The 12,513-nt window shown below is 30.1% G+C and carries 9 protein-coding genes; 2 read left to right on the forward strand and 7 right to left on the reverse strand.

What is annotated here, in order from left to right:
• Positions 1 to 62: 62 nt before the first annotated feature.
• Together H0I29_RS03135 and H0I29_RS03140 are read left to right on the forward strand one after the other, a co-directional pair.
• Entirely contained in the window at positions 63 to 3,566 is a 3,504-nt protein-coding gene (locus tag H0I29_RS03135; protein WP_218754397.1) for a methylmalonyl-CoA mutase family protein, read from the forward strand.
• 35 nt (positions 3,567 to 3,601) lie between these two features.
• Positions 3,602 to 4,219 (forward strand): TonB-dependent receptor plug domain-containing protein, encoded by a 618-nt coding sequence (locus H0I29_RS03140; RefSeq protein WP_218731356.1) that lies wholly within the window; start codon positions 3,602 to 3,604, stop codon positions 4,217 to 4,219.
• A gap of 756 nt (positions 4,220 to 4,975) precedes the next feature.
• Here H0I29_RS03140 and H0I29_RS03145 read toward each other — a convergent pair.
• The 7 genes from H0I29_RS03145 to H0I29_RS03175 form a co-directional block, all read right to left on the reverse strand.
• Positions 4,976 to 6,466: a M48 family metallopeptidase gene (locus tag H0I29_RS03145; RefSeq protein WP_218754398.1), complete on the reverse strand. Its 1,491-nt coding sequence runs from the start codon at positions 6,464 to 6,466 to the stop codon at positions 4,976 to 4,978.
• Between the two features lie 5 nt (positions 6,467 to 6,471).
• Positions 6,472 to 7,644: a DUF6882 domain-containing protein gene (locus H0I29_RS03150; protein ID WP_218754399.1), complete on the reverse strand. Its 1,173-nt coding sequence runs from the start codon at positions 7,642 to 7,644 to the stop codon at positions 6,472 to 6,474.
• 43 nt (positions 7,645 to 7,687) lie between these two features.
• Positions 7,688 to 8,344 (reverse strand): hypothetical protein, encoded by a 657-nt coding sequence (locus H0I29_RS03155; RefSeq protein ID WP_218754400.1) that lies wholly within the window; start codon positions 8,342 to 8,344, stop codon positions 7,688 to 7,690.
• 14 nt (positions 8,345 to 8,358) lie between these two features.
• Positions 8,359 to 9,321, reverse strand: a complete 963-nt coding sequence (locus H0I29_RS03160; protein WP_218754401.1) for a hypothetical protein — start codon at positions 9,319 to 9,321, stop codon at positions 8,359 to 8,361.
• A 50-nt stretch (positions 9,322 to 9,371) separates the two neighbouring features.
• A complete protein-coding gene (locus tag H0I29_RS03165; protein WP_218754402.1) occupies positions 9,372 to 9,782 on the reverse strand; it encodes a hypothetical protein in 411 nt (136 codons plus the stop codon).
• 107 nt (positions 9,783 to 9,889) lie between these two features.
• On the reverse strand, positions 9,890 to 10,627 hold the full coding sequence (locus H0I29_RS03170) for a LytTR family DNA-binding domain-containing protein (RefSeq protein ID WP_218754403.1): 738 nt from the start codon (positions 10,625 to 10,627) through the stop codon (positions 9,890 to 9,892).
• Positions 10,627 to 12,435, reverse strand: a complete 1,809-nt coding sequence (locus tag H0I29_RS03175) for a histidine kinase (protein ID WP_254712688.1) — start codon at positions 12,433 to 12,435, stop codon at positions 10,627 to 10,629. The genes H0I29_RS03170 and H0I29_RS03175 overlap by 1 nt, the downstream gene beginning before the upstream one ends.
• Positions 12,436 to 12,513 lie beyond the last annotated feature (78 nt).

The raw sequence follows: 12,513 nt of genomic DNA on the forward strand, positions 1-12,513 counted from the left end.
AAAAATATGTGTTCTACAATAATTCACTAAATTATAACACTAATTTTATGTAAATTTTACGAATGAAACAAATTACTCCTTATAAACCCAAACACAAAGTACGTATTGTTACAGCTGCAGCTCTTTTTGATGGGCATGATGCATCTATAAATATAATGCGAAGAATTATTCAAGCCACAGGCGTTGAAGTTATTCACTTAGGTCACGATAGATCTGTGGAAGAAGTAGTTAATTGTGCCATTCAAGAAGATGTAAATGCCATTGCAATTACCTCTTACCAAGGAGGTCATACTGAGTATTTTAAATACATGTTTGATTTATTAAAAGAAAAAGGAGCTCAACATATCAAAATTTTTGGTGGTGGTGGTGGCGTAATCCTTCCTAAAGAAATAAAGGAATTGATGGATTATGGAATTACAAAAATTTATTCTCCAGATGATGGTAGAGAATTTGGTTTGCAAGGAATGATTAATGACTTAGTACAAACTTCTGATTTTGCAATTGGAGACAAATTAAATGTAGCTGTAAAAGAATTAGCAAATAAAGAAATTGGTAAAATTGCAAGAGTAATTTCTTCTGCAGAAAATTTTCCTGAAATTGCAAAAGAAACTTTAGAGAAGATTCATACTAAAAATAAAACTTCTAAAACTCCGGTTTTAGGAATTACAGGAACTGGTGGTGCAGGAAAATCTTCTTTGGTTGATGAATTGGTACGTCGATTTTTAATTAATTTTCCAGAAAAAACAATCGGAATTATTTCTGTTGATCCATCAAAAAGAAAAACAGGTGGCGCACTTTTAGGAGACAGAATTAGAATGAACTCCATAAATAATTCTCGCATTTATATGCGCTCTTTAGCAACGCGCCAATCTAATCTAGCCTTATCTAAAAATGTAAATGAAGCCATTGCTGTTTTAAAAGCGGCAGAGTTCGATTTAATTATTTTAGAAACTTCAGGAATCGGACAATCAGATACAGAAATCACAGAACATTCAGACACTTCTTTGTATGTAATGACACCAGAATTTGGTGCTGCAACGCAACTAGAAAAGATTGACATGCTAGATTATGCGGATTTAGTTGCCATTAATAAGTTTGACAAGCGTGGTGCATTAGACGCTGTTAGAGATGTAAAGAAACAATACATGCGTAACAACAATCTTTGGCATATAGACCAAGATGATTTACCTGTTTATGGTACGATAGCATCCCAATTTAACGATCCAGGAATGAATACTTTATACAAAAGTATTATGGATAAGCTAGTTGAAAAAACAGGATCAGATTTAAAATCAAACATGGAAATTACCACTGAAATGTCTGAGAAGATATTTGTAATTCCACCTGCAAGAGTTCGGTATTTATCTGAAATTGCAGAAAGTAATAGAACGTATGATCAAAATGTTGATGATCAGGTAGTAGTTGCTCAGAAATTGTACGGAATTTACCAAACAATACTTTCTATTACAGAAAATAATAAGTCATTGCAAGGAACGAAGCAATCTGTTCTTACTAAAACAGGGCTTGATGAAAATGAGATTCTGAAACAAGTTCAGAATGACAAGTCGAATGTCATTCCGACAGAAAGAGGGACGAGTGACGAGGAATCTGAAACCTACTTCTTAAAATTATTACTTGCTCAATTCGACAAAACAAAACTAAACCTCCATCCTTTGAACTGGGAAATTATTTTAAACTGGAATGAGAAAGTTCAGAAATATAAAAACCCAATTTATACGTTTAAAGTCCGTGATAAAGAAATCAATATAGAAACACATTCAGAGTCTTTATCACACACACAAATTCCTAAAATAGCTTTACCAAAGTACCAAGCTTGGGGAGATTTATTACGTTGGAATTTACAAGAAAATGTTCCAGGTGAGTTCCCTTACACTGCTGGATTATATCCGTTTAAAAGAACCGGCGAAGACCCTACAAGAATGTTTGCGGGTGAAGGTGGTCCCGAAAGAACAAACAGAAGGTTTCATTATGTAAGTCTTGGAATGGATGCAAAACGTCTTTCTACCGCTTTCGATTCTGTTACATTATATGGAAACGATCCTGGTAAAAGACCTGATATTTATGGAAAAATCGGAAACGCAGGAGTTTCAATTTGTTGCTTAGACGATGCTAAAAAATTATATTCTGGATTTGATTTAAGCCACCCAATGACTTCCGTTTCAATGACCATCAATGGACCAGCACCTATGTTGTTAGGTTTTTTTATGAATGCAGCTATTGATCAGAATTGTGAGAAATATATTATAGAAAACAAATTAGAAGCACAAGTTGAAGCTACTTTTATAGAGTTTTATGATTTAAAAGGTTTAGAGAGACCAAAATATCAAGGTGAATTACCTGAAGGAAACAATGGTTTAGGTTTAATGCTTCTAGGTTTAACTGGTGATTTGGTTTTACCTTCTGACGTGTATCAGCAAATAAAAAAAGACACACTAGCTCAAGTTAGAGGAACTGTGCAAGCAGATATTTTAAAAGAAGATCAGGCTCAAAATACCTGTATTTTTTCTACCGAATTTGCGTTGCGTTTAATGGGTGATGTGCAAGAGTATTTCATCGAAAAACAAGTTAGAAACTTTTATTCGGTTTCTATTTCTGGATATCATATTGCAGAAGCTGGTGCAAACCCAATTACGCAATTGGCTTTAACATTGTCTAACGGATTTACCTATGTAGAATATTATTTAAGTCGTGGAATGGACATCAATAAATTCGGACCAAACTTATCTTTCTTTTTCTCTAACGGAATAGATCCTGAATATTCTGTAATAGGAAGAGTTGCGCGTAAAATTTGGGCAAAAGCCATGAAAAATAAATACGGTGCCAACCCAAGAGCACAAATGTTAAAATATCATATTCAGACTTCTGGACGCTCTTTACACGCGCAAGAAATCGATTTTAATGATATAAGAACTACACTACAAGCTTTGTACGCAATTAACGATAATTGTAATTCTTTACATACCAATGCGTATGATGAAGCCATTACAACGCCAACAGAAGAATCTGTAAGAAGAGCTATGGCTATTCAGTTAATCATCAACAAAGAATTAGGATTGACGAAGAATGAAAACCCAATTCAAGGTGCATTTATTATTGAAGAATTAACCGATTTGGTAGAAGCTGCCGTTTTAGAAGAATTTGATAGAATTACAGAGCGTGGAGGCGTTTTAGGAGCCATGGAAACCATGTATCAACGTTCTAAAATACAAGAAGAAAGTTTGTATTATGAAACTTTGAAACACAATGGAGAATTCCCAATTATTGGAGTAAATACTTTTTTAAGTTCTAAAGGATCTCCAACCGTTCAACCTGCAGAAATTATTAGAGCAACGGAAACAGAAAAGCAACATCAAATTAAAACGAAAGAAAACCTCAACAAAGCAAATCCGAAGAAAGTTGCAAAACAAATTGCAATTTTACAAGAAGCAGCCATACAAAATGAAAACTTATTTGATATATTAATGGAAGCAACCAAAGTGTGCTCTTTAGGACAAATTACAGAGGCTTTATTTAAAGTTGGAGGACAATATAGAAGGAATATGTAATAAAAAGCTATATTTAGCATTAAATATAAAAAATTATGGTAACAAAAAGACATTTTATTATTCTATTAACGTCCTTATTCTTTAGCCTTGGGATGAATTCTCAGAACAAAAACATTACAATTAGGGTTAAAGATGTTAATAACAAACCTGTTTCTGGGGCTATTATCCTTTTAGACGATGTAAAACAAAATGTATGGACAAACTCTAGCGGGGTTTTTAAGACAAAACTAAAATCGACACCAAAAGAGATTAGTGCTTTTCATCCAAAAATTGGGATTAAAAAAATAGCATACAACGGAAAAGAAAACATCATTATAAAAATTGAAAAGGGAAATGACCTACCCGTTTCTAAAAATACTAAAACACAAAAAAGTTCAGACTCAAGTCAATTTAATTCTATTTATGATTATTTAAGAGGACAAATAGCCGGAGTTAATGTATCATCTGACGAGGAAATAACAATTAGAGGATACAATTCTATAAATGGAGATATGACTCCCTTATTTATATTAAATGAAACAACTGTATCAAAAGAAATTTTTGGTAACATTAGACCTTTAGATATTAAATCTGTAACGGTTTTAAAAGGACCAGAAACTACTAGATATGGTGTAAGAGGTGCTAACGGTGTTATAATTGTTACAACTAAATAAAAGGTTTATTAAAAACAATTTTATACTTAAACTATTTACAAAATCCGTTCTTAATGAGCGGATTTTAGCTTTTACAAACTTCTTAGACTACCTTATTTCCCATTTATCTCTTTCCTTTTTCTACATAAAAACAGCATAAATTAAATTTCAAAAAAGGAATATTTTATTGTGCAATAAAATTAGAATAAACAACCCAAAAAGCAAATACACCAAAACTTGGCATCCTAGTTTATGAAAAAAAACAACTATCGGGGTATGGAATTCAATATCAATTAAAAAATAACAGTTACATTTTTATCAACTAGAAAAACACAAGACCTAATGGAATGACATTGTCTCAAAAGCCTTGGTTTTAGTTTTATAAAAACCTGTGATGATGAAGTTAAAAATAGAATTTGGAGTAGATTTGACATCATCTACTTTAGATATTGCACCTATAATTCTGTTTTTTTTATCGATAGTATGTTCAATAGAAAATTACTAGAACAAGAAGTTTCAGTAGCTTTAGGGTTTAAAAAAAGGCAGTAATATAAAATTACCACCTTTCTAACTAACTGTAATAAGAATCCCCCAATCCTTAAACAGTGTTTATTAATTATGTATTAATCTCATTATGGTTCAACAATAATATGATCTACAAAAACCAAAATTAAATATATTAAAAGCATAAAAGTTTAAAAAAAAGGCAGTAATATAAAATCACTACCTTTCTAATTAACTGTAATAAAAGTCCCCCAACTCTTAAACAGTATTTATTTAAACACCTTGTGCATCCCCAATAACACGATCTATAAAATCTGTATTGATATATAAAAGCCTTGCTAAATTGTACAAAACATTTACTTCGCTATCATCTATTTCTCCATCAGCATAAGAAATAATAGATAAATCTCTTAAAATGTTAAGCTTCTGCATCACAGACAACACAACATCTAAATCTTTGGTAAGTTGTTGTACTTCACTAATCATTTCATCTTCTGTAAGTCCTTTTATGGTCATCATACAATTGGCAAAAACCTTCGGAGCTACAATACTGCTTAATGCTTGTATTTCCGAATCGTCTACAACACCATCTGCATTAGAAATTAAATAGCCTCCTAAAAACATTAAACGTTGTATTTTCTCAGAATGCTCACCTTCATCCTCTAAATTCTCAGGCTCCATTAAAGACATAATTCGCTTAATTTCAACCTCCATAGCTTCCTCAGTAATTTCACCAGAAATAGACTCATTAAAAGCTGCATAGGTTTCACTTTTATTAAAAAGTTCTAAAGCTTTAATTCTTAACGGGCTAAACGGATGAGTACTATACCAATCTGAAGGATCTAAATTAGAATCGTTTAAAACCTCTTCTAAATCTACAAATTGTTCTATGTACGCATTTAATTGAAAATCTAAAGAATCTGTTGTTACTCCTGATGATAATTTAAAGAAAGTACGCCCAACAGCTTCAAAATTTTGACAACACAATAAACCTGCTCTATCTGCACTAATTTCTGCATTTCTGTTCCAAGCATACAATTTCATTGCATGAATTGGCGCTAAATCATTTTCTCCTGTATCTAATATTTGTCTTACAGGATAATCGAAATGCTCAAAAAGCACATGTCCTATTTCATGACCAACAACAAAAGTTAATTCCTCTTTAGAGAAACGCTCCAGAATTCCGGATGATAAAATAATGTATAATTTATTATCGTCTGGCGGATAACAAGAAGCATTAAAAGTATCCCCTTGATATACAAAAAACTCTATATCAGCCTTAAGCTTTAGCGTTTTTTTACAATGCTCTCCTATTTCATGAAGCATTGGTGCTAAAGTCTTTGTTAACCTTAAACTAGATTTTAATAAATGCTTTCTAGACTTAAATTTACCACTATTCTTATTTACTTTTTCTAACGTTTTTTGTATTAAATCGTCTTGTTGAAAAGCAATAACATAATCTCTATCACCATCATAAACTAATAAGTTTAAATCAATATCAGCCCTATTATTTGTATAGATACCTTCTACGGTTTCTACTTCTGCCTTATGATTTAAAGCATTTATATCTTCAATACGTTTGGTATACTCTGCCGCTAATTCTGTTGTTAAATTTTGAAAAACAATACTAGCTTCTTGTATTTTATCGAAATTTCCTGATGCTTGTGCATCATTTAAATCGGTTAACATTTTTTCCTGCGCCGTATTTAAAGCTGCTTGATGTTCTTTTTCTAAATCTGAAAGTGTTTCCGCTATATATGACATACTTTTTAAGCTTGAACTGTTATTTTTGAATTAGAAATTTTCATTATTTTTCCTTTTAAATCGAAAATTCCTAAAATCTGATCATCTCCTTTTTTAGCAACGATGTTGTTTCCTGGCAACTCTACGTCATATCCTTTTCCTTTTAGATAAAAGTATAAACTGTATTTATGTGGAAATCTATAATTGGCAGCAGATTCTGTAAAATGAGAACACATCAATGCAGGCTCAGTAATAGCCTTATTATCTAATTCTTCAGATTTAATAGTAACATAAACAGTTAATCCTTTAAAAACTAAAGGAACAAAACAGCTTTCCTGTCCCATAGAAGAAGCAATCGTAGAAAAATAAGCTCCTGGATCTGAACTAAATTCTTTCTTAGGAGTTATCATATCTTCAATTTTATAAGCTTCACCTATTGCTTTTACTACTAATGATGTTTGTAAAAACTTTTCAGGAATACCACCTTGTGTATTTCCCCAAGCCCATAACCAACTTTTTTCATTTTCGGAATACGTACCAATAACCTGAATATCAAAAACTTTATCGGTACCATACGTTAATTTACCTTCTAACATATCGCAATTCCAATCTAATCCTTTTACTGTTTCGGCAAAAATTACTTGTCTTTCATTAGAAATTACAAAAGATTGATTGTACAATTCTTGAATACTTACTTTATTTTCTTGCTCCTCTGTGGCTGCTTGTTTGTTTTCTGTTTCAGATGTTGCCGTTTCAGCTGCTGCTGCTGGAGTTCCTTCTGCAAATTCTTCTAGTTTATCTTCTAATAAAGAAATAATACGAGCAGTTCTACGATCTACATTATCTGCGTTAACAATAGGACTGTGATCAATTTTTAAAACAGCGTCTTCAAAAGTAATCGCACGGTCTAAATTATGTTCGTCATTTTCATTAACGATAACAACTTCTTTTAATCCGGCTTTTAAAAGCTCCACACCCATATCATCAACACAAATAGCTTTAAAGGCTTCTATTAATGGCAGAAAATAGATTTTAGGAAACGTATCATTATATAAATGAGAAAATCGATCTTCCATTAAAGTGTTCCAAGAAATATTTAAAGGAACAGTAAAACCTGCTGCCGTATTAATTTCTGTTTCTAATGCTGGAAATAATTCTTTTTGAAATGCTTGGATAATTCTTTTTTCTTTAAGTCCCATAATTCTATTATTTTAATTTTATTAATTTTGTTTTTATTTTATTTTATAATATTTGAAGTAGTTTTTCTTCAAAAATAGTAGCTAATTTTTCTGGTAATGCTTTATCAATAGGTATTGATATGGTTATTGTTTCTCCCTGATATTTAAGATCTAATTTATCTGCTTGTTGTAGAATAATAGTATCTACTCCTTGCCAAGCTTCTTTACCTAATTCGTCTGTTACAATTTGATGTATCGCACTTTTTAATGCTGTAAAAACATCCTGAATATTAAGCCTGGTATTTATTTCACTTAGAGAAATATCATTGATATCAAATTCTTTTATCTGACTTCCAAGTAAACTTTTTTCACTTTGCAACCAACGTTTTAGTTGCAAAACAGTTAAATTTTCGTTTTCTGATGATAAAGGCCTACTTATAACTCCTTTAGATAATTCTACAACCATTTTTTTAGGTTGTTTTATGGTAATCATTGCAATACTATGTAGGTTTAAAAAAGCTACTTCTTCTTGCGGAGAAAGGAGACAAACCGATTTATTATGGTTATTGTCCTCTTTTAAATCTAAAATTATGCCTTCTACATAACCTCCATTGTTTAATGAAATAGCAATTAAAATGTCTTCTTTTTTCTTAAAAACAGATCGTAAGATTTCCTCTGGCGTTTGGGCTACAAACGCTTTATAATAATGTGTGTTTTTCATGATAAAAAATAGTGTTATAAATCTGCTATGAGATATTGGTAATCTTGTGGCAACTGTGAAGATAAATAAAGAAAAATGTCGTCTTTATCTGTAGTTTTGTAATCGTAGTAGGTTAAATTTTTCTTTTTTAAATTCGGATAATTCATTTCAACTAAATACATCCCTACTACTTCGGTTAAAGGCTGATTTTTCTCTAGTCTTTTTCTTGGTTCATGTTTTTCAAAAGCGATATAAAATGAATTTAAATCTTTTTGATTGACCCAAATATTGCTTAAAAAAACAGGAGAATTTGGCTTAGAAAATTCTTTTCTTATTATGTAATCTATATTTTCTGCCTTTACAGATCCATAATTATTTGCAACAATAGCATTTTGCTTATATCTATATAATTCTGTGCTATCATTATACGCAGTGGGCTTTACTATCAATTCATAAAAACCCTTTTCTTCTCTTTCTATTTTAAAATCTATATGAGCTTCTCTTGTCCAGATATTTGGATATTTATCTAAAACGTTACCAATTTTATTTGAAAAACAATGAAACTTATTAAATGTAGGTTCAGATTTTAAACTAATACTAATGGAATGATTAAAGACATTTATATCAACACTTAAAACATCTTCATCTAACACTTCGTACAGTTCTTCTCTCAATACAATTTCTTGTTTCTGATAATCTGTTAACGCCTTAATACTCCTATCTTCAGTATCATGAGACGAAACACAAAGTGCTTTATCTTTTGCATCCCATTCAAAATTGATAACAACTTTAAGGTTTTCTTTAAGTGCTAATTCTACCCAGTATAAATTAGGATCCATATTGGCAGCATTAAAATTTCTTTCAAAAGTTATAATTTCATACTTGTTATTATGGTGCTCTTTTAAATACGCTACAAACCCTTTTTTTGCGTTCGTATTAGAAACTCCACAACCTACAAACAAGAATAAAATTCCAATTAAAAAACTATATAAAATCATTTTATGCATACCAATATCTTTTACCAATTACACTAAATATAAAATGCTTCTTATAAATTATTTTCCAATAAGTTAACAAGCACTTTAATTCTACTATTAACGTCTGGTGCATTTGAAATAGGACTATGATCTATCGTTAAAACTCCATTTGAAAATGTGAATCCATTAGCAGGATTGTGATGATCTTTGGTATTTAATATGTGTATTTCTTTTAAGCTTTCTGCTAATGCTTCTTTTCCCATATCGTCACTAGCAATAGATTTAAAAGCTTCTATAATTGGTAAGAAATATATTTTTGGGTATGAATCTGAATAAAGATGTAAAAAACGATCTTCAAATAAAGTGCTCCATTCAATGTTTAAAGTAACATCAAAACCAGCAGCTTCATTTATTTGTGCTTTTAATTCTGGAAATTGTTCTTCTTGAAATGTTTTTGTAAATCTGTTTTCTTTTAATCCCATGATATTTTAATTTAAAGGTTATTTGTTTATTTACCTCAAAACTAATATTTGATTAGGATGTTTTTAAAACCGTTTTACATTTGTCGTTCTTCGTTTTATAATTGCTTTTATAATGTATCTAAAATCTGTTTTAAGTACGATTTTTTACGAGTAGCAACAGGTATTTTCTCGCCATTTGTTAAGTAAACAGTGTTATTAGCGTTAATGGTTTTTATGTATTTTATATTCACTAAATGTGATTGATGTATGCGCACAAAAGTGTGTTCACTTAGAATATTCTCATAATATTTTAGATTACGAGCACTCATTATTTTTTTATCTACAGTATGAAAAATGGTATACGCACCATCAGACTGACAACGAACAATGTCTTTTGTTTGAAGAAAATATTGTGCATCTGCTGTTTTAATTAATAAGGTTTTGTCAATTTCTTTTTTATTAATTTCAGAAACTTGGTTTAATGCATTTTTATAAACTTGTTCTTTTTTAAAACCAACTCTAAACCTATCTATACACTCTGATAGTTCTTCTGAATCTATCGGTTTCAACAAATAATCTATCGTATCAAACTTTATTGCTTTTATAGCAAATTCATCATAAGCAGTCGTAAAAATTATTTTGAAATCAATACTATCTAAAGCTTCTAATATCTGGAATGCATTACCACCAATCAACTCTATATCTAAGAAAACTAAATCTGGAGTTTCTTCTTTTAAAAATGAAATAGCATCTGTAACATTATCAATTTTAGCTACAACCTCAATGTCTTTTTGAGTATAGGTAATCAATTTATCTAATGTATTTAATGCATTAAATTCGTCTTCTATTATAACTGCTTTTATCATTAAAGTTTTAATTTAAAAAATACTTTTGTTCCTGAAGGATTATTGTTTTTATCAAATAAATCTTGAAGAACAAATGATTTCTCTTCTCCTTTTTTCCTCATTTTTAAACGCTCCTTAAAAATAGTTGTTGCATGTAGGTCCTCCGTTACTTCTTCTTCTTTTGCTTTTGCAGATCTACCTACTCCATTATCTAAAATAACAAATAACAACTCATCTCCTTTCTTTTCTATTTGAAGCAATAATTTACCATCCTCTTTTTTCTCTTTTAAACCATACTCTATGGCATTTTCTAAAAAAGGTTGTAGCAACATTGGCGGCACTTGTATTTTAGAAACATCCATCAATTGATCGATTTCTATAGTATACGAAAAAACATTATTAAAGCGTAATTGTTGCGTTTCTATATAATTAGAAATCATGGCAATTTCTTTATCTAAAGAGATTGATTCTTTTCTAACATAATCGAAGTTTTGCCGAATCAACTTAGAAAACTTAGCGATATAATTAGATGATTTTATAGCATTTCCTTCTAAAGTTATATTCTGGATAGCAGCTAATGTATTGAATATAAAATGTGGATTCATTTGTACACGTAGCAAACTTTGCTCTAACTTTGATGCTTTATTTGTTGCTCTTAACTTGGTATTATACACATAAAAAGCAGTTGCAATGGCTAGAAACATAAATAACAAAATAGTACTTATTAAAAGCCATTGATTTCTTGTATTTATTTCTTTTTGATGATTTATTTCTGTTTCTTTTTTCTTTACTTCATAATTAACATTTGCAAAATTTAAGAGCCTATCTTTTTCTAAAGCACTCACATTCAATTGCAAGCTATCTCTAATTATTTGGTTATCTAAAGCTTTAACAAAATCTTCTTTCAAAATAGAAATAGCAATAAGCTTACCTCTAACCTCTATTTCCTCTTTTACATTTTTATTAGCAACATAAATATCTAGGGCCTTTTTATAATTAACTGCTGCAGAGTCGTATTCAGATTTTAACAAAAACAAATTACCCAAACCTTTATAAGGCGCAGCATTTATTGCTTTTATATTGTTATTTAAAGTAGCAGCACCTCTTAAAAATTTTTCTGCATTTTCATATTTCACTGCATCAATGTAAGTGTAACCTATATTATTTAAAACACTTGCTAATAAGACAGGATTCCGTATAGACTGACTTAAAGCCATCGCTTCAGAATAACTATTTAAAGCTTTATTATACTCCCTTAATTGCAAATAAACACTAGCTATATTATTTTTTATTGAAACAATAGAAGTAGTATCCATTTCTTTAGAAAACAAACTATCCGTTATTTTTATATAGGACAAAGCTTTGTCATAATCTTTTAATTTAAAATGAAGATTAAATAGTTGATTATAAGCTTTACCTTCTATTCTTTTATCTTCTGTTAACTGTGCCAAATGCAATGCTTTAAGCGCGTATATTTGCGATGTTTCTACATCTCCCATATGTAGTGCTGCTCCACTTAATGTTATCAAACTACGCCCTTGGTTATAAATATCATTTAATTCAACAAATAATTTATAACACTTTAAATGCGTATTAAATGCTTCTTGATATTTAAAATTTATATATAAAAATTCTCCTTTTTTAAACAGCAACATTGCACGTTCTAAGGATGTTAAATCTTTCCTATTTTGTAATAAACTATCTAATTCTAAAAAAAAATCTTCTGTTTGCGTTTGCGTAATACTATCTAAGCTAGTTAGTTTATTTTTTATGTCCGGGCGAATAACATCTTGTTTGGAACAAGCTAAAAACAATAGTATTAAAGACATCGCAAAACTTAATTGCCATAATCTTTTCTTTTTTAAAATCATAAAAACTAAAATAGAAAATGTTTGAACAAGCTAAAA

The sequence above is a fragment of the Polaribacter sp. R2A056_3_33 genome (assembly GCF_019278485.1).
Taxonomy (GTDB): domain Bacteria; phylum Bacteroidota; class Bacteroidia; order Flavobacteriales; family Flavobacteriaceae; genus Polaribacter.

What these genes read in the sequence shown, in the direction of transcription:
- H0I29_RS03135 (WP_218754397.1), top strand. Translation starts at nt 63, where the DNA reads ATGAAACAAATTACTCCTTATAAACCCAAACACAAAGTACGTATTGTT.
- H0I29_RS03140 (WP_218731356.1), top strand. Translation starts at nt 3,602, where the DNA reads ATGGTAACAAAAAGACATTTTATTATTCTATTAACGTCCTTATTCTTT.
- H0I29_RS03145 (WP_218754398.1), bottom strand. Translation starts at nt 6,466, where the DNA reads ATGTCATATATAGCGGAAACACTTTCAGATTTAGAAAAAGAACATCAA.
- H0I29_RS03150 (WP_218754399.1), bottom strand. Translation starts at nt 7,644, where the DNA reads ATGGGACTTAAAGAAAAAAGAATTATCCAAGCATTTCAAAAAGAATTA.
- H0I29_RS03155 (WP_218754400.1), bottom strand. Translation starts at nt 8,344, where the DNA reads ATGAAAAACACACATTATTATAAAGCGTTTGTAGCCCAAACGCCAGAG.
- H0I29_RS03160 (WP_218754401.1), bottom strand. Translation starts at nt 9,321, where the DNA reads ATGATTTTATATAGTTTTTTAATTGGAATTTTATTCTTGTTTGTAGGT.
- H0I29_RS03165 (WP_218754402.1), bottom strand. Translation starts at nt 9,782, where the DNA reads ATGGGATTAAAAGAAAACAGATTTACAAAAACATTTCAAGAAGAACAA.
- H0I29_RS03170 (WP_218754403.1), bottom strand. Translation starts at nt 10,627, where the DNA reads ATGATAAAAGCAGTTATAATAGAAGACGAATTTAATGCATTAAATACA.
- H0I29_RS03175 (WP_254712688.1), bottom strand. Translation starts at nt 12,435, where the DNA reads ATGTCTTTAATACTATTGTTTTTAGCTTGTTCCAAACAAGATGTTATT.